This is a genomic window from Chelativorans salis, from assembly GCF_025336525.1.
Taxonomy (GTDB): Bacteria; Pseudomonadota; Alphaproteobacteria; order Rhizobiales; family Rhizobiaceae; genus Chelativorans; species Chelativorans salis.
The window spans coordinates 515,145-538,026 of the sequence record NZ_JAOCZP010000004.1 but is presented as its reverse complement, the minus strand read 5'-3'; the positions used below and the strand labels follow the sequence as shown (position 1 = coordinate 538,026).

At 65.5% G+C, this 22,882-nt stretch carries 19 protein-coding genes and 1 riboswitch; of the genes, 7 read left to right on the top strand and 12 right to left on the bottom strand.

Annotated elements, in window-relative coordinates; all coding sequences use genetic code 11:
• Nucleotides 1-130 precede the first annotated feature (130 nt).
• Both N5A92_RS16350 and lpdA read left to right on the top strand, forming a co-directional pair.
• Nucleotides 131-742: a LysE family translocator gene (locus N5A92_RS16350; protein WP_260904662.1), complete on the top strand. Its 612-nt coding sequence runs from the start codon at nucleotides 131-133 to the stop codon at nucleotides 740-742.
• A 47-nt stretch (nucleotides 743-789) separates the two neighbouring features.
• Nucleotides 790-2,202 carry a dihydrolipoyl dehydrogenase gene (gene lpdA, locus N5A92_RS16345; RefSeq protein ID WP_260904661.1) on the top strand — a complete coding sequence of 471 codons (1,413 nt, stop codon included), beginning with the start codon at nucleotides 790-792 and terminating at the stop codon, nucleotides 2,200-2,202.
• A 13-nt stretch (nucleotides 2,203-2,215) separates the two neighbouring features.
• On the opposite strand, the gene N5A92_RS16340 is transcribed toward lpdA, so the two are convergent.
• From N5A92_RS16340 to N5A92_RS16320, 5 genes are all read right to left on the bottom strand, one after another.
• The gene (locus N5A92_RS16340; protein ID WP_260904659.1) at nucleotides 2,216-3,283 is read right to left on the bottom strand and encodes a TraB/GumN family protein; all 1,068 of its coding nucleotides are present in this window, start codon (nucleotides 3,281-3,283) and stop codon (nucleotides 2,216-2,218) included.
• Nucleotides 3,284-3,346: 63 nt separating this feature from the next.
• Nucleotides 3,347-4,288 carry a tyrosine recombinase XerC gene (locus tag N5A92_RS16335; protein WP_260904657.1) on the bottom strand — a complete coding sequence of 314 codons (942 nt, stop codon included), beginning with the start codon at nucleotides 4,286-4,288 and terminating at the stop codon, nucleotides 3,347-3,349.
• 69 nt (nucleotides 4,289-4,357) lie between these two features.
• The gene (locus N5A92_RS16330; RefSeq protein WP_260904655.1) at nucleotides 4,358-5,182 is read right to left on the bottom strand and encodes a DUF2066 domain-containing protein; all 825 of its coding nucleotides are present in this window, start codon (nucleotides 5,180-5,182) and stop codon (nucleotides 4,358-4,360) included.
• A gap of 63 nt (nucleotides 5,183-5,245) precedes the next feature.
• On the bottom strand, nucleotides 5,246-7,066 hold the full coding sequence (locus N5A92_RS16325) for an ABC-F family ATP-binding cassette domain-containing protein (RefSeq protein WP_260904654.1): 1,821 nt from the start codon (nucleotides 7,064-7,066) through the stop codon (nucleotides 5,246-5,248).
• Nucleotide 7,067: 1 nt separating this feature from the next.
• A complete protein-coding gene (locus N5A92_RS16320; RefSeq protein WP_260904653.1) occupies nucleotides 7,068-7,715 on the bottom strand; it encodes a thiamine diphosphokinase in 648 nt (215 codons plus the stop codon).
• Nucleotides 7,716-7,955: 240 nt separating this feature from the next.
• Nucleotides 7,956-8,059: riboswitch (TPP riboswitch) on the top strand.
• 43 nt (nucleotides 8,060-8,102) lie between these two features.
• Between N5A92_RS16320 and thiB the strand changes: the two genes are divergently transcribed.
• The 4 genes from thiB (at nucleotide 8,103) to N5A92_RS16300 (ending at nucleotide 13,117) form a co-directional block, all read left to right on the top strand.
• Nucleotides 8,103-9,104 (top strand): thiamine ABC transporter substrate binding subunit, encoded by a 1,002-nt coding sequence (thiB, locus tag N5A92_RS16315; protein ID WP_260904652.1) that lies wholly within the window; start codon nucleotides 8,103-8,105, stop codon nucleotides 9,102-9,104.
• Complete coding sequence (thiP, locus tag N5A92_RS16310; protein WP_260904650.1) at nucleotides 9,080-10,717, top strand: thiamine/thiamine pyrophosphate ABC transporter permease; 1,638 nt, start codon at nucleotides 9,080-9,082, stop codon at nucleotides 10,715-10,717. Before thiB ends, thiP begins: the two co-directional genes overlap by 25 nt.
• Nucleotides 10,714-11,460 carry a thiamine ABC transporter ATP-binding protein gene (gene thiQ / locus N5A92_RS16305; protein ID WP_260904647.1) on the top strand — a complete coding sequence of 249 codons (747 nt, stop codon included), beginning with the start codon at nucleotides 10,714-10,716 and terminating at the stop codon, nucleotides 11,458-11,460. Before thiP ends, thiQ begins: the two co-directional genes overlap by 4 nt.
• Nucleotides 11,461-11,641: 181 nt before the next feature.
• A complete protein-coding gene (locus tag N5A92_RS16300) occupies nucleotides 11,642-13,117 on the top strand; it encodes a M48 family metalloprotease (RefSeq protein ID WP_425248592.1) in 1,476 nt (491 codons plus the stop codon).
• Between the two features lie 13 nt (nucleotides 13,118-13,130).
• On the opposite strand, the gene N5A92_RS16295 is transcribed toward N5A92_RS16300, so the two are convergent.
• The 7 genes from N5A92_RS16295 to N5A92_RS16265 form a co-directional block, all read right to left on the bottom strand.
• On the bottom strand, nucleotides 13,131-13,994 hold the full coding sequence (locus N5A92_RS16295) for an RNA polymerase factor sigma-32 (protein WP_260904723.1): 864 nt from the start codon (nucleotides 13,992-13,994) through the stop codon (nucleotides 13,131-13,133).
• A gap of 307 nt (nucleotides 13,995-14,301) precedes the next feature.
• On the bottom strand, nucleotides 14,302-14,874 hold the full coding sequence (locus N5A92_RS16290) for a CarD family transcriptional regulator (protein WP_260904645.1): 573 nt from the start codon (nucleotides 14,872-14,874) through the stop codon (nucleotides 14,302-14,304).
• A 361-nt stretch (nucleotides 14,875-15,235) separates the two neighbouring features.
• Nucleotides 15,236-15,574 (bottom strand): ferredoxin FdxA, encoded by a 339-nt coding sequence (gene fdxA, locus N5A92_RS16285; RefSeq protein WP_260904643.1) that lies wholly within the window; start codon nucleotides 15,572-15,574, stop codon nucleotides 15,236-15,238.
• A gap of 145 nt (nucleotides 15,575-15,719) precedes the next feature.
• A complete protein-coding gene (locus tag N5A92_RS16280; protein WP_260904641.1) occupies nucleotides 15,720-16,097 on the bottom strand; it encodes an RNA-binding S4 domain-containing protein in 378 nt (125 codons plus the stop codon).
• 14 nt (nucleotides 16,098-16,111) lie between these two features.
• Nucleotides 16,112-19,258, bottom strand: coding sequence for a helicase-related protein (locus N5A92_RS16275; protein ID WP_260904639.1), 3,147 nt, complete (start codon nucleotides 19,256-19,258; stop codon nucleotides 16,112-16,114).
• A 563-nt stretch (nucleotides 19,259-19,821) separates the two neighbouring features.
• Nucleotides 19,822-20,544, bottom strand: coding sequence for an acetoacetyl-CoA reductase (gene phbB, locus N5A92_RS16270; protein WP_260904637.1), 723 nt, complete (start codon nucleotides 20,542-20,544; stop codon nucleotides 19,822-19,824).
• 73 nt (nucleotides 20,545-20,617) lie between these two features.
• Nucleotides 20,618-21,799 (bottom strand): acetyl-CoA C-acetyltransferase, encoded by a 1,182-nt coding sequence (locus tag N5A92_RS16265; RefSeq protein ID WP_260904635.1) that lies wholly within the window; start codon nucleotides 21,797-21,799, stop codon nucleotides 20,618-20,620.
• A 229-nt stretch (nucleotides 21,800-22,028) separates the two neighbouring features.
• Between N5A92_RS16265 and phaR the strand changes: the two genes are divergently transcribed.
• Complete coding sequence (gene phaR, locus N5A92_RS16260) at nucleotides 22,029-22,628, top strand: polyhydroxyalkanoate synthesis repressor PhaR (RefSeq protein WP_260904633.1); 600 nt, start codon at nucleotides 22,029-22,031, stop codon at nucleotides 22,626-22,628.
• The last annotated feature ends 254 nt before the right edge of the window (nucleotides 22,629-22,882 follow it).

Genomic DNA, 22,882 nt, shown 5'->3' with positions numbered 1-22,882 from the left:
CGCAAGCCTCGATGTCGACGGCTGGGCGTAAACACAGCCCTCATCCTGAGCCTGTCGAAGGACGAGGACGGAAGGCCATACCTGCTCTGACGACAGCCACGGTGCTCCGCCACACACCGGAGTCCCGCCGATGAGCATCGAGTTCCTCGTCACCTCCCTGATCGTCATCCTCATCCCCGGCACCGGCGTCGTCTACACCGTCGCCACCGGCCTTGCCGCCGGACGCAGGGCGAGTTTCGCCGCCGCCTTCGGTTGCACGCTCGGCATCCTGCCGGCCCTCTTCGCTTCCGTTGTCGGCCTCGCCGCCCTTCTCCACACGAGTGCGCTGCTGTTCCAGGTAATCAAGCTCGCCGGCGTCGCCTATCTTCTCTATCTCGCCTGGCAGACCCTGAAGGAAGCGGGCCCGCTCAGAATCAATGCCGGCGAACGCCGGCCGCTGGCCGCTATGGCAATCGTCAGGACCGGCTTCCTGATCAACATCCTCAATCCGAAGCTGTCCCTCTTCTTCCTCGCCTTCCTGCCGCAGTTCATCGTCCCCGCCGCCGGCTCGGTCAGCCAGATGCTCATCCTCGGCGCCGTCTTCATGGCCATGACCTTTGCCGTCTTCCTCGTCTATGGCGGCTTCGCCGCCCTCGTCGGCGAGAAAGTCTTGAGAAGCGAGACGGTGATGAAGTGGATGCGGCGCGCGACGGCCGCTGCCTTTGCCGGCTTTGGCCTGCGCCTCGCCTTCGCTGACCGATAATCCTCACCGAACCAACACGCCGCCTTCCATCCCAAACGGAGAGAACGATGCCCACCACCTACGACGTCGTCGTGATCGGAACCGGCCCCGGAGGCTATGTCTGCGCCATCAAGGCAGCCCAGCTCGGCCTGAAGACGGCAGTGGTGGAGAAGCGGCCGAACCACGGCGGCACCTGCGTCAATGTCGGCTGCATCCCGTCGAAGGCGCTGCTGCATGCAACCGAGATGTTCGCCGAGGCCGGGCATTCCTTTGCCGACCTTGGCATCGATGTCGGCAAGCCGAAATTCGACCTCAAGAAGATGCTGGCCCACAAGGACCGGACGGTGGAGCAGAACGTCAAGGGCCTCGACTTTCTGATGAAGAAGAACAAGATCGATGTCTTCCGCGGCACCGGCAGGATCGCCACCGCCGGCAAGGTGGTGGTCTCTGGCGAGGACGGCAAGGAAGAAATGGTGGAGACGAAGAATATCGTCATTGCCACCGGCTCGGACGTCGCCGGCATTCCCGGTGTCGACGTGAAGTTCGACGAGAAGGTGATCGTCTCCTCCACCGGCGCGCTGGAGCTTGCCAAGGTGCCGGAGACCATGGTGGTGGTCGGCGGCGGCATCATCGGGCTGGAGCTGGGCTCGGTGTGGGCGCGGCTGGGCGCCAAGGTGACGGTTGTCGAATATCTCGACACCATCCTCGCCGGTATGGACGGCGAAGTGGCCAAGCAGTTCCAGCGCATGCTGACCAAGCAGGGTTTCACCTTCCATCTCGGCGCCAAGGTGACGGACGTCTCCAAGGCCAGGAAGGGCGCTAAGGTCACCTTCGAGCCCACCAACGGCGACGCCTCCCAGACCGTCGAGGCCGACGTCGTCCTGGTCGCCACCGGCCGCAGGCCCTTCACCGATGGGCTGGGGCTGAAGGAGGCGGGCGTGGAGATGGATGATCGCGGCCGCGTGAAGACCGACGAGCACCTCAGAACCAATGTCGAGGGTATCTACGCCATCGGTGATGTGATCGCCGGCCCGATGCTCGCCCACAAGGCGGAGGACGAGGGTGTCGCCGTCGCCGAGATCATCGCCGGCCAGGCCGGCCACGTGAACTACTACGTCATTCCCGGCGTCGTCTACACCACCCCCGAGATCGCCTCCGTCGGCAAGACGGAAGAGGAGTTGAAGAAGGCCGGCGTGGAATACAATGCCGGCAAATTTCCCTTCAGCGCCAACGGCCGCGCCCGCTCCATGCTGCAGACGGACGGCTTTGTGAAAATCCTCGCCGACAAAAAGACCGACCGTGTGCTGGGCGCGCATATCGTCGGCTTCGGCGCCGGCGAGATGATCCACGAGGCAGCGGTGTTGATGGAGTTCGGCGGCTCGTCGGAGGATCTCGCCCGCACCTGCCACGCGCATCCAACCCTTTCGGAAGCGGTCAAGGAGGCGGCGCTCGCCACCTTCGCCAAGCCGATCCATTCCTGACGGGGCACTCGCCTCAGTCGGCGCGGCTGACCGTGTAGCCTTCCTCGCGCAGCAGCGCGACAAGCCCCGTCTCGCCCGGCAGGTGCAATGCGCCGACGGCGATGAAGGCTCTGCCCTCCTCGATAAGGGGAAGGGCCCGCTCGGCCATTACCCTGTTGCGGGCCGTGATCAGTTTCTCCTCGAAGGCCGCGGAGCCGGCCGCAAACTGCGCGCCCTGCGGCAGCAGGCGCGTGATCGCCGGCAGGACCATGCCGATTTCACCGTTGAGATAGAGCCCGATCATGGTCTCGGTGACGTCGTTCACGCCCTCGCCCAGGTCGATCGTGCTGATAAGCCCCTCGATATGCATCTCCATGGGCAGCGAAGCTATGGCCGAGAACTGCTCACTGGCCCGTTCGAGGCCGACGAGCCGCTTGCCCGCCGCCTTTGCGTCCTTCGCAAGCTTGCCATCGAGCACCAGTACACCGGCTTCCTGCCGCTCGACCTCGCAGGCCGATTGCGCGATAAGCGAGAGAAGCATCCACGGCTTCAGCTTGACGACGCTCTGCAACGGCACACCGTAGGTATCGAGAGCCTCGCGAAGCCTTTCCTGCTCTTCGGCCGTCAGATAGTCGGTCAGCGCCTCGCCGGGCGGGAACATCATCAGTTCCGGCGTCTCCGCCAGGGCCGCCATCATTGCCTTCTGGTCCAGCACGTCCGTGGTCTCGATGGCGACGGTATGCGCCGCGGCGAACGCGGCCCGCGCCGCCTCCGGCATCGCAACCACACGCGGGTCCGTCATGTGCATGGTGCCGAACAAGAAGGAGGGCGCGCCGCCTTTTCCCTCGACACGCCACAACAGCCCCTCGCCATTGGGCGTGGCCGCGGCCTCCTCCCGCATCTTCCGCAAGAGCGCGGGATCGCGCTCGGAAAGCGCCTCCACGAGGTCGGTGCCTTCGCAGACGGTCTCCTCTGCGCGGGCACGCCCGCTGACGAGCACCAGCACCGCCACGAAGAACAGCACGAACAGGAGATTGATCGCCGCCACGAGGTTCAGGGAAAGGACGGCAATACGGTCGGCGAGGGCGCGCGTTCGTTTCATGGCTTCATTGCTACCGCGTGAAAGCGGCAAAAACCGTTAAACCGGCCATGCAAATTGCAAACTTCATGCACGCGGGTGTGCATTGTCGTAGATCTCCAGAAGACGGGACGTATCGACCGCGGTGTAAACCTGCGTCGTTGAGAGGCTGGCGTGGCCCAAAAGCTCCTGGATAGCACGCAGATCGCCGCCGCGGCCGAGCAGGTGAGTGGCGAAGGAGTGGCGGAGCGCATGCGGTGTTGCCGTTTCCGGCAGGTTGAGTGCCGAGCGCATCTTCTTCATCTCGCGCTGGACGATGGCCGGCTGCAGGGGTCCGCCCCGCGCTCCGCGGAAAAGCGGCGCCTCAGCGCCCAGATGATAGGGGCAGAGCCGGCGGTATTCGGCAACGGCCTGGAAGACCACCGGCAGCACCGGCACCACCCGGGTCTTACCACCCTTGCCCGTCACGCGCAGTGCGTTGTCGCCCGCGTTCGCGATGTCTCCGCCCTTCAGGGCAAGCGCTTCGCCGATGCGCAAGCCGGAGCCGTACAGCAACGCAAGCACGGCGGCGTTGCGTGCGGCAATCCACGGCTCCTCCGCAAGCTGCCCCTCGCCCGAGGCGACACGACGTGCGTCGGCCGCCGTCAGCGGTTTCGGCAGGCCCTTCGGCGCGCGTGGCGCACGCAGCGCCCCGGCGCCTGCCGCATTCACAAGGCCGCGCCGCTCCAGATAGCGCAGCAGCGAGCGGATGCCGGCGAGCCCCCGGCCGAGCGTGCGCGCGCCGGCGCCGCCGCTGCGCCGCGAGGCCAGGAAGGCGCGCAAGTCCGCCGGCCGCAGGTCGGTGATCTCGGCGATGCCCGGCGCTCCACCGCAATGGCCGGTGAGGAACTGCAGGAGCTGCCGGGTATCCCGCTCGTAAGCCTCCACCGTCAGCCGCGCCAGCCGCCGCTCATCGCGAAGCGAAGCCAGCCATTCGGTGCGCGCCCTTTGCAGGTCAGGTTTTGCGGAAACGAGGAATTCTTCGCTCATGGGTAACAGCCCTGCCGTCGGGCGGGCACTGTCGCGCCTCGAGGTTAGCATTGGGTGAAGAAGGTCGGCCTATCGCCGGCTCTCGTTCGACAGGATCTGCATCGCCTCGGCCAGCGCATCGCGGAAGGCGGTGTCAAAGGAAACGCCGGCAGCCTCCCAGGCTTCCGCTCCATTCTCCGAAACGAGTTGCCAGTTGGACGTCCAGCGGAAGGCGCTCTCGTCCCACACCAGCATCCCGCTCAGCACGACCTCGCCGCCGAGTGCATTGCGGATGGTCTCCAATCCGTCCATCCTCGTCCCGCCCAAGGATGCGTGGTCGACCGGCACCGCCGCCAGCGCCGCCTCGCCCAGCAGCTTCGCCTTCAGTCCGAGGCGCCCAGCGATCTCCGAAAGCGCCTTGCGCTGGCCGATACCAAGGGCGGAGTTGCGCGCCAGCAGGAACCGCTGCGCTCCGTTGTCGATGCCGATGAGAAGCGTGATGACCGGCCGCTCCGTCCATGGCGCACGCCCCAGCTCACCGAGCGCCTGATCGATCTTCGCCGGCGAAAAATCCACCTTGAGGAAGTGCGGCCGATCACGCGTCCCTTGCTCGTCGTGCACCGGAATGCCCGCCATGCGGTCGCGCAGCGAATAGGTCTCGACGAACTCCGACGCTCGCTTCCCCAGCTCGTCCACTTTGGGTAAGCCGGCAAGGCTCGTGTCGCCGGAGACTTTCACCAGGACCTCTTCCAGGCAGGCGGCGAAGCCGCGCTGCTTTTCCGCCTCCAGAGTGCCCGTGATGATGGTCACGGCACTATAGAGCCGATTCGGCTCTTGTGCATGGACGCTTGCCGTAAGGAAGAGCGGAAGCGCGATACACAGCGAGGCGATCGATCTGGCGATGGCGGCAGGCATGAGACACACTCGGCTGGAGAACCGCAGGATAGCACAGGCGGCTTCTGCCGGCAGCCGCCGTCTTTATCCGCCCTCCACTTCCTCGCGCAGCATTTCGAGCTCCAGCCATTCCTCCTCCAGCCGCTCACGCTCGCTCCGCTTTTCATCGAGCTCCTTAGAAAGCCGCGAAAAGGCAGTGGCGTCGCGGGCATAGAGCGTGGGGTCGGCGAGATTCTGTTCCAGCCCAGAGATCTTCTCGCCGAGTGCCTCGATCCGCGAAGGCAGGGTCTCCAGGGCGAATTTCTGCTTGTAGGAGAGTTTTTTCGTCCCCGGCCTCGGCTCCTTCGGCTCCCGGCGCGGCCCAGCCGGTTTGCCCGCTTGCTCGGCCGCACGCCCCTTGCGGCCTGCCAGCCCGACACCCTTGCGCTGCGCCATCATGTCGGAATATCCGCCGGCATATTCCGTCCATCGACCGTCGCCCTCTGGCGCGATGGTGGTCGTCACCGTGCGGTCGAGGAAGTCGCGGTCATGGCTGACGAGGATGACGGTGCCGGGAAACCCTTCCACCAGCTCCTGCAGGAGATCGAGCGTCTCCATGTCGAGGTCGTTTGTCGGCTCATCGAGGACGAGGAGGTTGGCTGGCCGGGAAAGGAGCCGCGCCAGCACCAGCCGCGCCTTCTCTCCGCCGGAAAGCTCGCGCACGGGCGTGCGCATCTGCTCTGGCTTGAAGAGGAAATCCTGCATGTAGGAGACGACGTGCCGCTCCTGCCCGTTGACCACCACGCTGTCGCCGCGACCGTCGGTGAGGAAGTGCGCCAGCGTCTCATTCGGATCGAGGGCGGCGCGGTTCTGGTCGAGGGTGGCGGTCTCCAGATTGGCGCCGAGGCGCAGCGAGCCGGCGTCGGGCTTGGTGACGCCGATCAGCATCTTGAGCAAGGTGGTCTTGCCCGCGCCATTGGGGCCGACGAGGCCGACCCGGTCGCCGCGCAGGATGCGGGTGGAGAAGTCGCGGACGACGGTGAGATCCCCGAACCGCTTCTCGATCCCCTTGGCCTCGATGACCAGCTTGCCCGATTCGGCGGCGTCGCTTGCCGTCATGATCGCCGTGCCTTCCGGCCCGCGATGGGTGCGGTGGCGGGCGCGCAGGTCCTGAAGCTCGGAGAGGCGGCGCACGTTGCGCTTGCGCCTGGCCGTCACCCCGTAGCGCAGCCAGTGCTCCTCGCGGGCGATCTGCCGGCCGAGCTTCTGCTGGTCGCGCTCTTCCTCCTCGAGCAGCTTGTCGCGCCAATCCTCGAAATGGGCGAAGCCTTTGTCGAGCCGTCGGGTGGTGCCGCGGTCGAGCCACACCGTCGCACGGCTGGCGCGCTCTAGGAAGCGGCGGTCGTGGGAGATCATCACCAGTGCGGAGGAGGAGCGGGAAAGCTCATCCTCCAGCCATTCGATAGTGGCGAGGTCGAGGTGGTTCGTCGGCTCATCGAGAAGCAGCAGGTCCGGCTGCGGTGCCAGAACCTTGGCGAGTGCCGCCCGCCGCGCCTCGCCGCCGGAGAGCGAAGCGGGGTCCTCGTCGCCCGTCAGCCCCAGCCGGTCGAGCACCAGCGCCACGCGGTTGACATCGTCGGCCGGCCCCAGCCCCGCCTCGACATAGGCGCGCACGGTGGAGAACCCCTGCCAGTCCGGCGCCTGCGGCAGGTAGCGCATGGTGGCCGTCGGCTGGCGGAAGACCTCGCCCGATTGAGCCTCCACGAGGCCGGCGGCGATCTTCAAGAGGGTGGATTTGCCCGAGCCGTTGCGCCCGACGAGAGCGATGCGCTCGCCGGGGCCCACCATCAACGAGGCGCCGGCAAGCAGCGGCGTGCCGCCGAAGGTGAGGTGGATATCGTCGAGCTTCAGAAGCGGGGGCGCCATGTCAGCCCTTTTCCGGCCCGATAAGATGCACGATGATCAGCGCCCGGCCCTGACGCAACGTGACGGAAAGCTGCCCGCGCACCTCGTTGGAGAGCGTCAGCGAGGAGCCGAAGGGAACCTTCACCGCGTCGAGCGGCCATTTCGCCCCCTCGACGGTGAGGCCCGAAAGCGCGGTGAACGCGAGAATGCTGAACAGCGTTCCATCGGCATAGTCGAAGCTGTGGCGGCGGCCGGTGATGAGCGGCTGCCCCTCCTGCGCGCCGCTGGTGAGCAGGATCGGCATGCCGGCCTCGGCAAGCCGCACGGCCTGGGTAAGATGCAGGTAGCCGTGGTCGGGGCGCGCCCCCCCGAAGGCGCCGACCAGCACCAGCGACGTAGCGCCCAGGCCAAGGGCTGCCTCGATGGCGATGTCGCCGTCCGTCTTGTCCTTGTCCGTTGGATAGATTTCGCACGGGACCTGCGCGAAAGCCTCGCGCAGCCCGTCGGACACCGAATCGAAGTCTCCGGTCCATAGCTCCGGTGTGATGCCGAGCGTCTCTGCATGGCGCATGCCGGAATCGGCGGCGATGACGCGAGCGCCGGCGATCTGGGCGTCGAGTTCAGGCGTGCGGCGAAGCTCGCCGCCAAGCAGGATGACAAATCGGCTCATGGAGGCGGCCATTAGCACGGCGGGTAGGGGAAGCGGAAGCCGTTGCCAACTTTCCCTCCTCACGGGGTAGGCCTATCGCATGTGGAGTCCTTGTTCGGCTTCGCCTGTCCCCCACCCTCAATCCCTCCCCTCAAGGGGGAGGGAGGTCCGGCCGAGGACTGCCACATACGATGGCCCTGCTCACCAGGGAGTCGTTATGGCGCCCACTTGCGCTCCACCCCGCCCCGCTCTATCTTCCAGCCCGCTCTAACGGGGTGCCGGCTATCGACCGGCTGAGAGGCATCTGCCAACCCGCCGAACCTGATCCGGTTTGCACCGGCGGAGGGATTAGACGCTTCGATTGCAAGGCGCCTCATTCCCCTGAAAAGCTAAAGAGAGGAGGCGCTGATGCGCTGGATTGTTGCAAGCTCCATATGCACACTGGGCCTGGTCGCCGCCGGCGCCGCGCAAGCCCAGGAGAAGCTCACCGTCTATACCTATGAAAGCTTTACCGCCGACTGGGGACCCGGCCCGGTGGTGGAGGAGGCATTCGAGGCGGAATGCGGCTGCGACCTCGAGTTCGTGTCGGTGGCCGACGGAGTGGCGCTGCTCAACCGCGTGCGGCTCGAGGGCGAGGACACGCAAGCCGACATCGTGCTGGGGCTCGACACCAACCTTACCTACGAGGCCAAAGAGACGGGGCTGTTCGCGCCGCACGATGTCGATCTTTCCCGGGTCGAAGTGCCGGGCGGCTTTTCGGACGATGCCTTCGTGCCCTACGATTACGGCTATTTCGCCTTTGTCTACGATACGGAAGCGCTCGACAGCCCACCGCAGAGCCTGAAAGCGCTGGTGGAAGCGGAGAGCGACCTGAAGATTGCCATCCAGGACCCGCGCACCTCTACGCCGGGGCTCGGCCTGCTCTTGTGGATGAAGGCTGTCTATGGCGAGGAGGCGGCCGAGGCATGGGCGATGCTGAAGGACAAGGTGCTGACGGTGACGCCCGGCTGGAGCGAATCCTACGGGCTGTTCACCAGTGGCGAGGTGCCGATGGTGCTGTCTTATACCACCTCGCCAGCCTATCACCGGATCGCCGAGGATACCGACCGCTACACGGCCGCTTCGTTCGAGGAAGGGCACTATCTTCAGGTGGAGGTGGCGGCGAAAACGGTGAAGGGGGCGGACAATCCGCTGGCCGAAGAGTTCCTCGCCTTCATGACCGGCCCCGGCTTTCAGGACGCCATTCCCGAGACCAACTGGATGTTTCCGGCAGGCGAGACCGCCGAACCCTTGAACCCGGTCTTCGATGAGCTGGTGGAGCCGGTCGAGACGCTGCTCTTTTCCCCGCGGGAAGTGGCGGAGAACCGTAAGGCCTGGGTCGACGAGTGGCTGTCCGTGATGAGCCGGTGACGGCACCGCGGCAAGGACAGGGCCGTGTTGCTGCCGGCGCTCTGGCACTGGCGGCGATCGGCCTTCTCATCGGCGGGGCGTTCTTCGGGCTCGGGCAGGAGGCGCTGACGGCGTGGCGGAGCGCGCTTGCCGCCTTCGATCCCTATCTCCTGCGGGTGGCCCGCTTCACCCTGTGGCAGGCGGCACTCTCGACGCTGCTTTCGGTCGCCCCGGCGATCCTGGTGGCGCGGGCGCTGGCCCGCCACCCGCGCTTTTTCGGGCGCGGCCTCATCCTGCAGCTTTTCGCCGTGCCGCTGGCGCTGCCGGCCATCGTCGCCGCCCTCGGCGTGCTGGCGCTCTACGGGCGGGCGGGCTATTTCGCGCCGCTGTTCTCCGCCCTATCGGAGGAGCGGTGGCCGGGCATCTACGGGCTTTCCGGCATTCTGGTCGCCCATGTCTTCTTCAACCTGCCACTTTCCGCGCGCCTCTTCCTGGCAGCGCTCGAGAACGTGCCGGCGGACCAGTGGCGGCTTTCCGCACAGCTTGGCATGGGGGTCTTTTCCTCCTTCCGCTTCATCGAGTGGCCGGTCCTGCGCGCCGCTCTTCCCGGCGTGGCAGGACTCGTCTTCATGCTGTGCGCCACCTCCTTCACCATCGTCCTGACGCTTGGCGGCGGGCCACGGGCGACGACGCTTGAAGTGGCGATCTATCAGGCGCTGCGCTTCGATTTCGACCCCGCGCGGGCCATTTCGCTGACGCTGGTGCAGGTGGCGCTGACGGGGCTGATCGTGCTGGCGCTCGGCCGCCTCGGCGCCGTCATGACGGGCGATGCAAGCCTGCCGGTGGCGCCGCGCCGGACGCTGTTTCTCGGACGCGGGGAAAGGGGAGTTAATGCCGCTGTCATCGTCCTGGCGCTCGTCTTCGTGGCGGGGCCGATGGCGGCGACGGTGGCCGCTGGATTGCAGGCCGACCTCGGCCGCCTTGCCGGCGAGAACGCCGTGCTTTCGGCGACGCTGACGAGCCTCGTGCTTTCCGCCCTCGCCGCTCTTCTGTGCCTGCTTCTGTCGGTATCGCTTGTGATGGCGCGGCGCGCGCTGGAGCTTGCTCGCGCGGCGCCCATTCCGGGCCTTCTCGAACGCATGAGCGACACCGGCGCGACGATGGTTCTGATCGTGCCGCCCATCGTCATCGGCGCCGGCTGGTTTATCCTGTTGCGGCATTTCGGCGACGTCTTCGCTTTCGCGCCGGTGATGGTAGTGACGGTGAACGCTGTTATGGCCATGCCTTTTGCTATCCGCGCCGTACGGCCTGCCTATGACGCGGCGAGCGCACGGCATGAGAAGCTTTGCGCCGCGCTCGGCATTTCCGGCTGGAACCGGCTTCGCCTCGTCGACTGGCCGGCGCTCCGGAAGCCGGCCGCGATGGCATTCGCCTTCGCCATGGCGCTGTCGCTTGGCGATCTTGGCGTAATCGCACTGTTCGGCAGCGACAGGGTGCAGACGCTGCCTTATCTGCTTCTCCAGCGCATGGCCAGCTACCGCACGGCGGATGCCGCCGGCATCGCGCTTTTCCTGGGGCTTTTGTGTCTGGGGCTGATGTTCGCCGCCACACGCTGGGGTAAGGGAAGGGGATGACGCGGTACGACGATCCCGGCGGCGGTGCCATCCGGCTGGAAGCTTTGCGCTTTGCCTATCCCGGCGGGGCGGTGATGCGCTTCGACCTCAGGATCGAAGCTTCCGACATCGTCGCACTGATGGGGCCGAGCGGTTCCGGCAAGTCGACACTTCTGAACCTGATTGCCGGGTTCGAGGCGCCCAATGCCGGCCGGGTGATGATTGGCAGTGAGGATGTGACTGGGCTGCCGCCGCACAGGCGTCCGGTCTCCATGGTGTTTCAGGAAAACAACCTCTTCGCCCACCTGACCGTGGCGCAGAATGTCGGGCTCGGCCGCTCGCCGGGCTTGCGCCTTTCCAAGGCCGATCAGGCAGCGGTCATGGACGCACTCGCCCGCACCGGGCTTGCCGGCAAGGAAGAGCGGCTGCCGCATGCACTCTCCGGCGGCGAGCGGCAGCGCGTGGCGCTGGCGCGCGTGCTGGTGCGCGAGCGCCCGGTTCTTTTGCTCGACGAGCCCTTCGCCTCGTTGGGTCCGGCGCTGCGCGACGAGATGCTGGACCTGATCGCCGGGCTCCACCGCGATCAGGCGATGACGATCCTCATGACTACCCACGATCCGCGCGACGCCGAGCGCCTGTCGAAGACGCTGGTCTTCCTGGAGAATGGCGCCATCGCCGGCGCCGGGGCGACGGCGGAATTCCTTTCGGGCGGGGGATCGGCGGCCTTCGATCGCTATCTAGGCGCAAGAAAGGCGCCGGAATAGGCGGAAGCTATATTGTCCAGCCTGATTTTGCCATTATTTACCGTCACAGGCGAAGCCCCTACGTGCTGATTCTTGTCTTCGACGGAAGACTGTGGCTAGGTCCGCAAGGAGGCGGGCACACCGCCGAACGAGCTGTCGAAAGGATATCGCGCTGCTTCACCGGAAGGCCATGAGAACGGCAATGGGCCGCACGCGGGGCACTTCCCTGCGCCGGACACTTTTTGCCGGGCTCCTGACTGCGGGGCTTGCAGGATGCCAGGCGATGGAGCTCACCGAGGCGGGCTTCGTTCCCTCCTCCAATCCGGTGACCGTGGACACGGTGACGCGCGGCGACCGGCTGGCCAACCTCGCCCGCCGCCAGCACCCGAAGATCCTGCAAACCTATGGCGGCGAATATTCGGACCCCAAACTCGAGCGCATGCTGGCGCGGGTGGTGGGCAGGCTGACGCTGGACCCGGACAACCCGTCCCAGACCTACCGCATCGCCATTCTGGACTCGCCCAACATCAACGCCTTCGCGCTTCCCGGCGGTTATCTTTACGTGTCGCGCGGGCTCCTGGCGCTGGCCAACGATTCGGCCGAGGTGGCCGCCGTGCTAGCGCACGAGATGGCGCATGTGACGGCCAATCACGGGCTGGAGCGCCAGAAGAGGGAAGCGGAGGCGAACCTCACAAATCGCGTGGTCGATGAAGTGGTGAGCACCGACGTCAATGCCCGAGCGGCCGCCCTGCGCGGCAAGCTGCAGCTCGCCCAGTTCTCGCGCAACCAGGAATTGGAGGCAGACAAGATCGGCATCCGCTCCATTGGCCGCGCTGGCTACGATCCTTATGCAGCATCGCGCTTCCTGCGCTCGATGGACGCCTATCAGAGCTTCCGCGACGTCAGCGGCACCGGCGAATCCTCGCTCGATTTCCTGGCAAGCCACCCCAACACGCCACGGCGGATCGAGCTGGCGCAGGAGCACGCACGGCAGTTCGGTGTGCCGGGCACCGGTGTCCGCGACCGTGAGGCCTATCTCCAGGGCATCGACGGCATGGTGTTCGGCGACAAACCGGACGAGGGCTTTGTGCGCGGGCGCGACTTCCTGCACCCCACACTCGGCATCGCCCTTTCGGTGCCCGAAGGGTTCGTGATCGACAATTCTACCGGTGAGGTGACTGCCAAAGGGCCGGACGACCTCGCTTTCCGCTTCGACGGCACCACGGTCTCTCGCGGCACCGCACTGAAGGACTACCTGCAGGGCGACTGGCTGAGCGGGCTGGACCCGAGTTCCATCCGCGAGACCACCATCAATGGCCGGGAGGCAGCCACTGCGCGCGCCTATACGGATGAATGGCAGTTCGACGTGACGGTGATCCGCGTCGGCGACCAGGTCTATCGCCTGTTGACCGTCGCGCCGCTGGACAGCAACCGCCTGGACGCGGTGGCACGCACCATCGCCGGCAGCTTCCGCGTTCTTGACAGCGAGGAGGCCGCCGCGCTCAAGCCGCTCAGGGTGCGCGTGATGACGGTTGGAGCCGGCGATACCGTGGCCACCTTCGCCAATCGGATGAGGGGTGTCGACCGGAAGCTGGAGCTGTTCCGCCTGCTCAATGGGCTGGGGCCTGGTTCGGCCCTGTCGGTTGGCGACAAGGTGAAGATCGTCACGGATCGGTAGAGCGTGCGGCGCTTCAGCCAGCTTGTGCGGTAATCTCCGGATGCCGCTTAACCAGCGCGGTGCGCAGCTTTTCCAAGGCGCGCGATTCGATCTGGCGCACACGCTCCTTGGAAATGCCGAGCGTAGCTCCCAGCGACTCCAGCGTCGCGCCCTCCTCTGAGAGCCGCCTCTCGCGCAGGATCGTCAGCTCGCGGCCGTTGAGCGTCTCCAGCGCCTGGTTGAGCCATTGCGCGCGGCGCTCGCCGTCGATTGACTCGCGCGCCAGTTCGTCGGGCGGCGGGTCGTCGCAGATCAGGAACTCGATCCGCTCGGAGGCAAGGTCGTTATCGCTTTTTAGCGGTGCGTTGAGCGACGTGTCGGAGCCGGCCAGCCGCGCGTCCATCAACGCCACGTCGTCCTTCGAAACATGGAGCGCCTGCGCAACCTCGCGGTAGATCTCCTCGGACGGCGCGGCGCCGCCGGTTTTCTGCAGCTTGGCTCTCAACCGCCTAAGATTGAAGAACAGCGCCTTCTGGGCGGAACTCGTGCCACCGCGCACGATGGACCAGTTGCGCAGGATATAATCCTGCATGGAGGCGCGGATCCACCAGGTGGCATAGGTCGAGAAGCGCACCTGGCGCGAGGGGTCGAAGCGCGCGGCCGCCTCGAGCAGGCCGACATGCCCTTCCTGGATGAGGTCGCTCATCGACAGACCGAAATTACGGAAACGGCTTGCCATGGCAATGACGAGCCGCATATGCGCTATTGTCATGCGGTGAAGGGCCTGCTGGTCCTGGCGCTCCTTCCATCGGACGGCGAGCGCATGCTCTTCCTCGCGCGCCAAGTAGGGCGCCTTCATGGCTGCCTTGACTAGCCTTCGCCCGGCGCTCTGCTGCATCTCCTCAGCGCTCCTGCGGTCGCCGATGATGGCCGGCTGCAACAACCCATTCCCACACCCGGCCCGTACCCGGTTAAATTCGCGTAGAATAACCCGAGCGGAAGGCAAAAGTTCCACCGGCACGAAACAGTGATTACGGAGTGAACCGCCGTTTTCCCGAGACGGGGTGTGCAGTTTCAAAGCTTTATGAAAAGAACCCGGCTTCGGAGGTCGGCGCTTCGCCTACCAGAAAAGTAGCCGGAAAACAAAAAGGTCCGACCGCAAGGCGGCCGGACCCAAAACTAATTCAGCCTGGAAAGAAAGAGGCTTACGCAGCTTCTTCCTTCTCCGTCTCCTCGTTGTCGGCCTTGGCGCCACGGCGCGGACCCTTGGCGAGGTTCACTTCGATCAGCCGTACGGCCTCGGTCTCCGAAACGCGGTTGACCGCGGCGATCTCGCGCGCCATGCGGTCGAGCGCGGCCTCGTAGAGCTGACGCTCGGAATAGGACTGCTCCGGCTGGTTCTCGGCGCGATAGAGGTCACGCACCACCTCGGAGATGGAGATCAGATCACCGGAATTGATCTTGGCGTCGTACTCCTGCGCCCGGCGCGACCACATGGTGCGCTTGACGCGGGCGCGGCCCTGCACGACCTTGAGCGCGCGGTCGACATAATCCGTCTCCGAAAGCTTGCGCATACCGATCGTAGTCGCCTTGGCCACCGGCACCTTAAGACGCATCTTGTCCTTCTGGAAATCGATCACGAACAGCTCCAGCTTGTGCCCGGCCACTTCCTGGTCTTCGATCGTTACGATCTGTCCGACCCCGTGCGCGGGGTAGACGATGTATTCACCCGTCTTGAACCCCTGACGCTGTGCCGACTTCTTCTGCTGGTTTGCCATACGCTTAACACTCCTGTTCTCAATGGGGCGGAGTACGCCCGCGCCCGCCCGTGCAAATGGCCGGTCTGCAATTGAAAGGCGCTGGAGAAGATGGTCTCCGGGTGACCTGGCTGCTGCTCACGCACGTTGCCATGGCCCAAGTTGCCTCGGCCCGGATATGTAGCCCCACCTTTCAGTGATTTTTCTTCTGCGCCATCAAAAGACGTATCGTCACCGGCATGTCGAAGAAAGATAATACAAAAAGCTGAAAGAATCAACTATTTGCTGCACGTGCACAGTCGCCACCGGTGGGCAATCCCCGGCCGGTGCGGTACTTGCGACATGGTGACGCGGCGCTGATTGCGGCCGCCGCGGCCCGTTTCTAATCACCTTCACCGGGCTCGGGCGAGAAGTATTTCTCGAATTTGTCTTCGACGCCATCGAATTCCTCGGCGTCTGCCGGCGGCTCCTTCTTGGCCGTGATGTTCGGCCACTTCTCTGCATATTCGGTATTGACCTGCAGCCACTTGTCGAGCCCCGGCTCTGTGTCGGGTTTGATCGCCTCGGCGGGGCACTCGGGCTCGCACACACCGCAATCGATGCACTCATCCGGATGGATGACGAGCATGTTCTCGCCCTCGTAGAAGCAATCGACCGGGCACACCTCGATGCAATCCATGTACTTGCACTTGATGCAGTTGTCGGTCACGAGGTAGGTCATTTCGGGCTCTCGGGTCGTCTATAGTGTCGGCGCGTGAGGTAGACCCTTTACGGGGCCGTGGCAAGGGCCGCTATTCCCCTGCCGAAGGTCGCAGGAGAACAGCTTTTCCCGGCGGGCGGAGGGCCGCACATGGCCGCCCGGCCGCTCACTCCTCGCCCTTCCAATCGTCGAGCGCTCGCCTTTCCTTCTTCGTCGGCCGGCCGGCGCCGCGTTCCCGCAGCGGCTGCAGCGCTGGGTCTGCCGCCGGCGGCGCAGGTGGTGTGAGGTCTTCGAAGAGAAGGCGTGCCTCCGTCGCTGGACCACGCCGCTCACCGGCGTCGAGGATGCGGTAGATCAGGATGCGGCGGTCGAGCGTGATGGTCAGCACGTCGCCCGGCCGCACCATATGTGAAGCCTGATCGATCTTGTTGCGGTTGACGCGCACACGGCCAGCCTGGGCGAGCCTGGCGGCGAGCGAGCGCGACTTGACCACACGCGCGAAGAACAGCCACTTGTCGATACGCTGGCGTCCCTCGGCGGTCACGGGTGGCGCTGTCCCTACTTGGTGAGCTGATCCTTGAGGGCGGCGAGTTTGGCGAAGGGCGAGTCGGGATCGATCTTCGCCGGGCGGTCGCTGCGCGGCGGCCGGCTGTTCGGCGGGCCTTTCCGCTGGCTGTCCTTACCCTTCCGCGGCCCCTTGCGCTGGCCTTCGTCGGCGTAGCGCGGGCGGCCCCCCTTGCCGTGCGCCTGACGGTCGCCGTCCTGCCTGTCGCGGCCACGCGGCGGGTGACGCCGCTCGGTACGCGCCTGGCGCCAGATGATGACGGGCTTGGGCGCTTCCTCTGCTTCCGCACCGGCAGCGTCGGCGGACGCCTCGCCGAGGCTGGCATTATGGGCCTTTTCGCCTGTCTCGGCCTCAATCTCCACGGGCTGCGCAGGGCCCTTGCCACTGGCAAGGCTTTCAGTCTCGGAGGCCCGATCCGGCTGCGAGCCTGCCGTCCCGCTCTCAACGGCAGCGCGATCCGGCACTGACGACTCGGCGGGTGCCGTCTTATCCGCCGGCTGCAATTCAGCGGCAGAACTGGGCGAGCTGGTCTCTCCCTCGCCCTCGGTCGGTTTTTCCGTGGCAGTCTCTTCCTCGCTCGTTGCCGGCTTTTCCTCGGCAGGGGCCCCAGCCGCTTCCTTTGCCATCGCCTCGGCCTCGGCGCTGCGGTCCAGTGTTTTGAGCCTTGCCGTCACCTCTTCAGCCGGCTTCGCATCGCCGCGATAGCCGAGCCCCTTGAGGATGGCCTCCATGTCCTCGGCGGTCGCACCCAGGATCGACATCATGGCGGGCGTAACGACGAAGGCGCCGCTGTCATAGGCGCCCTCGGGCCGCTTGCCCGTACCCGGTCTCCAGCTGATCGCCGGGCGGATGAGGTCGGCCAGCCGCTCCAGGATGTCGATGCGCACGGCCCGGCGGCCGAGATTGCGGAAGCCGGCGAGGCGGTAGAAGGCGCGCTCGAAGCCGGGCTCGGTGACGATGGAGGTGCGGCCGGCGGCAAGCGCTGCCACGACGTCCCCGTAGCCGGGCTTGTCCCTGGCGTCGTTCTTGAGCGCCCACAGAAGGGTCGAGAGCCCGGCCGGCCCCGGCTTGACGAGGGCGGGCACGAAGATGTGGTAGGCGCCGAAGCGCACGCCGAGCCTTCTCAAGGCCGCCCGCGCTTCCTGATCGAGCGAGCGCACCTCCTCAGCCACGTCGCGGCGGTTCAAAAGGCCAAAATTCTCTGCCAGCTGGAAGGCGAGCCCACGGGCGATGCCGGTCAGCGTCTCGGCGTTCTTCAGGTCGAGGAGCGGCTTGAGCTGGCTTTCGATCTGGAAATTGACGAAGCGCTCGGCGCGCGCCGCCACCTTGTCGCGCGCCGGCCCCGTGAGTTGCTCGTCGGCGAGCAGGATCACGCGCGGCCTCAAGGCGTCGTCGCCCACCGCCAATGTGGCCACCGGCGCGCCGAGCCAGCGCAGGATACCGTCGGAGCCGAGCGCCAGGTCGCCGTTGGGCGCGGTGGCAAAACGCTCAGCACGGGTCTCGAACTCCGCCGCCAGCGCCTTCTGCGCAGCCGTCTTGACGGCGCGGGCGTCCTCGCCCTCCGCGCTTCTGTCGGCAGTGAAGCGGAATCCCTGCATCTCGCCCACATGGTGGCCTTCCACCAGGACGTCGCCGGCGGGGCTGATTTCTGCTTCGGGCATTGCGTTCTCTCTCAAGCGCTTCATGAGCACGGAAGTCCTGCGGTCAACGAACCGTTTCGTCAATCGTTCATGCAGGGCATCCGACAGCCTGTCCTCGATCTCGCGCGTTTTTTCCTGCCAGTGTGTCGGATCGGACAACCAGCCAGGACGGTGAGAAACGAAGGTCCAGGTGCGAATCTGAGCGATTCGCGCCGACAGCGCGTCGATTTCGCCCTCGGTGGAAGAGGCGCGGCGCACCTGATCGGCCAGATAATCCTCGTCCACGTGTCCGGTGCGGGAAAGGTCGGCAAAGATGGCGCCGACCAGCTCGGCATGCTGGGCAGGCGCGATCTTGCGGTAATCGGGCAAGGCACATGCATCCCAAAGAAGCGCCACCTCTTTGCGCCCGGCGGCAAGCGCGCAGATATTGTCGTCCTTCGACAGGTGATCGAGCACGCGCAAATCCGCCGCCGGCAGCGCTCGCGTCAGGCCTTCGGCCGGCGGCGCGGCCTCGAGCGAAGCTTTCAGCGCATCGATGCTGGCAAGGTCGACGTCGGCCGAGCGCCATTGCAGCATCTTCACTGGCTCGAACTGGTGCGTCTCGATGCGCTCGACCAGGGCATCGGCGAACGGATCGACCCGGCCGGTGACGCCGAAGGTGCCGTCGCGCACGTGGCGCCCGGCGCGGCCGGCAATCTGCGCGAGCTCGGCTGCCGACAGTTCACGGTTCTGAAAACCGTCGAACTTACGGTTCTGGGCGAAGGCCACGTGGTCGACATCGAGGTTGAGCCCCATGCCGATGGCGTCAGTGGCGACGAGATAATCGACATCGCCCGACTGGTAGAGCGCGACCTGGGCGTTGCGCGTGCGCGGGCTGAGCGCGCCGAGCACGATGGCCGCACCGCCGCGCTGGCGGCGGATGAGCTCGCCGATGGCATAGACCTCGTCGGCCGAGAACGCGACGACGGCGGAGCGGCGCGGCAGGCGCGTGATCTTCTTTGAGCCGGCATAGCTGAGCAACGACATGCGCGGGCGCGTGACGACGGAGATGCCTCTCAAGAGCCTCTCCAGGATGCCGCGCATCGTGGCCGCCCCCAAAAGCAGGGTCTCCTGCCGGCCGCGCAGGTTTAGGATGCGGTCAGTGAAGATGTGACCGCGCTCCAGGTCGCCGGCAAGCTGCACCTCGTCGATGGCCACGAAGGCGGCGTCCGTCTGGCGCGGCATCGCTTCCACCGTGCACACGGAATAGCGCGCGCCGGGCGGCACGATCTTCTCCTCGCCGGTGATCAGCGCCACGTTCTGCTCACCGACACGGCTCGCCACGCGGCCGTAGACCTCTCGCGCCAGGAGGCGCAGCGGCAGGCCGATGAGGCCGGACTCGTGCGCCACCATCCGCTCGATGGCCAGATGCGTCTTTCCGGTGTTGGTGGGTCCCAGAACCGCCGTCACGCCGCGTCCGTCGAGGACGGCAGGTTCGCTGTACTTTGGCTGAATATTCATCCGCAGCCTGATCTCGCATGCGTGGTGCGGAAGCGCAAAACCCCCACTACCGCCGCAGACATATAGGAAGTGTCGGGAGGAACAAAAGGCAAAAAACGCTTCCGGGTTAATCTTTGGAACGAGTCTGGAACGAATCAGCGACGAATCACTGACCTGTCCGTGTTCCCTGTTTGTGCACCACAATATATGGTGGTCACAGTATCACTTATAGCCACATCATGAATCGGTGTTCCGACGCTCACTACCGATTCCGCTGCCGCGCGTTAACTTTTGTCCCCCAACATGAACACGGCACCGGGGTGCCATGGCCAAGCTTCAGATTTCATTAAGGTTTCCTAGGCTTTCGTTAAAGGCTCCGCACCTTCCGGGAGGTTCGGCGTTAACGTTCCGGCCAAACCCGGAACGAATCGGCGACGAATCAGTGTTCGGAGTATATTCCCTTTTTGTTCCACACAAGATGTTGTGTCTTCCACAGCTTGTCGACCGACGCTCCACAGGATTCCCACAGGTGCGCCTGTGGGGCTGTTAATAACTTTGTCTCGCTCTGGGGCACATGCGCAATTTCACGCGATGTACTGCCCGCCGTTGGCTGTCAGCGTCGAGCCGGTGATGAAGCCGGCCTCTTCGGAGGCGAGGAAGACGACGCAGCGGGCGATCTCCGCCGCCTCGCCCAGCCGGCCAACGGGAATCTGGGCGATGATCTTCTCGCGCACCGCCTCCGGCACGGCCATCACCATATCGGTGGCGATATAGCCGGGGCAGACGGCGTTGACGGTGATGCCGGCGCGCGCGCCCTCCTGGGCCAGAGCCTTGGTGAAGCCGAGGTCGCCGGCCTTGGCGGCCGAATAGTTGGCCTGTCCCATTTGGCCCTTCTGGCCGTTGATGGAGGAGATGGTGATGATGCGGCCGAAGCCACGCTCGCGCATGCCGGACCAAAGAGGGTGCGTCATATTGAAGGCGCCGGAAAGATTGGTGTCGATGACCTCGCGCCATTGCTCGGGCGTCATCTTGTGGAACATGGCGTCCCGGGTGATGCCGGCGTTGTTGACCAGCACGTCGATAGGCCCCAGCTCCGCCTCCACCTGGGCGATGCCGGCCGCGCACGCTTCGTAATCGGCCACGGACCAGCGAAAAGCGGGAATGCCCGTCTCCTCGGTAAAGCGCTGCGCCGCCGCCTCGTTGCCGGCATAGTTTGCTGCGACGTTATAGCCGGCTTCCTTCAGTCCCACCGAAATGGCCGCACCGATGCCTCGCGTGCCGCCGGTCACGATCGCCGTTCTGGACATGTGTCTCCTCCCTTAATCATCAGTGAAATAGTAAGCAGGGAGCAGTGCCGCTTTACCCCCTACTCCCCTGCCTTTACCGCTCCACACACATCGCCACACCCATGCCTCCTCCGATGCACAGCGTGGCAAGTCCCTTTTTCGCGCCGCGGCGGCGCATCTCGTAGAGCAGCGTGTTGAGTACGCGGGCGCCGGAGGCGCCGATGGGGTGGCCGATGGCGATGGCGCCGCCATTGACGTTGACGATCTCCGGGTTCCAGCCCATGTCCTTGTTGACCGCGCAAGCCTGCGCGGCGAAGGCCTCGTTGGCCTCCACGAGGTCGAGGTCCTCGGGCTTCCAGCCGGCCTTCTCCAGCGCTCGACGGGAAGCGGGGATGGGGCCGGTGCCCATTACGGCAGGGTCGACGCCAGCGGTCGCCCAGGAGGCGATGCGTGCCAGGGGCTCGACGCCGCGGCGGGCGGCCTCCTCCTCGCTCATCAGGATGACGCCGGCTGCGCCGTCATTGATGCCGGAGGCGTTGGCGGCGGTCACCGTGCCTTCCTTGTCGAAGGCGGGGCGCAGCTTCTGCATGTTCTCGAGCGTGGCGCCATGGCGGATATACTCGTCGTCCTCGACGATGATATCGCCCTTGCGAGTCTTGACGGTGACGGCCGCGATCTCATCCTTGAACCGGCCCGCCTTCTGGGCGGCCTCGGCCTTGTTCTGCGAGGCGAGCGCGAATTGATCCTGCTCTTCACGAGTGATCTGGAAAGCGCGGGCGACGTTCTCCGCGGTGATCCCCATGTGATAGCCGTTGAAGGCGTCCCACAGGCCGTCGCGTATCATCGTGTCGATCATGGCGTAGTCGCCCATCTTCACGCCGCCGCGCAGGTGCGCGCAGTGCGGCGACAGCGACATGGACTCCTGACCGCCGGCGACGATGACGCTCGCGTCGCCGCAGGCGATCTGCTGCATGCCGATGGCAACCGCCCTGAGGCCGGAGCCGCACACCTGGTTGATGCCCCAGGCCGTCGTCTCCTTGGGCAGGCCGGCGGCGACCGAGGCCTGGCGCGCCGGGTTCTGGCCCTGGCCGGCCGTCAGCACCTGGCCGAGGATGACCTCATCGACTTCCCCTCCCTCCACCTTCGCGCGCTCAAGAAGGGAGCGGATGACCACGGCGCCGAGTTCGTGCGCCGGCGTCTGGGCGAAAGACCCGCTGAAGGAACCTACGGGCGTGCGCGCCGCGCTGGCGACGACGATGGCGTTGGAAGACGGCATGGCTCACTCCCTACTGGATGGTGACTACGGTATATCTGCTTTTGTCGCGTTCATTCCGCAGCGCGTCAAGCGCACGCTGGCTCTGGGGCCGGCGAAAATGCGGCAAGCGCGAAACCGCGTTCGCGCTTGCAGCGAAAACCGCTTTCAATTGCCGCGCTCTTTCGCATATCCTGCTTGCAAGCGGGACCGTGAGGACCCGCTGTGAAATTACGCAGGGGGAGGTCTGCGAATGCCTGGAAAAGACGATCCGGTGGTTATCAAGAAATATGCCAACCGCCGCCTCTACAACACCGGCACCAGCACTTACGTGACGCTGGAGGACCTGGCCGAGATGGTCAAGCGCGACGAGGATTTCGTGGTGCAGGATGCCAAGACGGGCGATGACATCACCCATTCGGTTCTGACCCAGATCATCTTTGAGCTGGAGAACGACAAGAACGGGCAGAACATGCTGCCCATCTCCTTCCTGCGCCAGCTTATCTCGTTTTACGGCGATCAGATGCAGATGGTGGTGCCGAGCTTCCTGGAGCAGTCCATGCTGGCCTTCGCCAAGGAGCAGGAGCGCCTGCGCGAGCAGATGACGCAAGCCTTCGGCAAGACGCCGATGGGCGACATGATGCAGATGAACGCGCCCATGAAGGTGATCGAGGAGCAGACACGGCGCAATATGGAGATGTTCCAGCAGGCCATGCGCATGTTCTCGCCGGCGCCATCCGCCGGCTCCAACAACGGGTTGCGCGAGGAAACCGGTGAAGCGAATGACCTGAAGGATCTGCGCGAGCAGGTGGCGGCCATGCAGCGCAAGATTGACTCGATGTCGAAGGATTAAGCGCCCTTCCCTCCCCCTTGCGGGGAGGGTGGCCCTGCCGGCTTGCCAGCAGGATCGGGTGGGGGTGGCCGCGCCCGCGTGCCGGCATTTCAAAGTATCGGCCGTAGCTCCGCTTAGATCGCACCATAGGTATCGGCACTCAATTGGAGACGGCGGCGCCCGGCGCGTCGCCCCCTCCGCCTCGCTTCGCTCGGCACCTCCCCCGCAAGGGGGGAGGAAGGCCAAAAAAGGGAAAGGCCGGCGCTAGGCCGGCC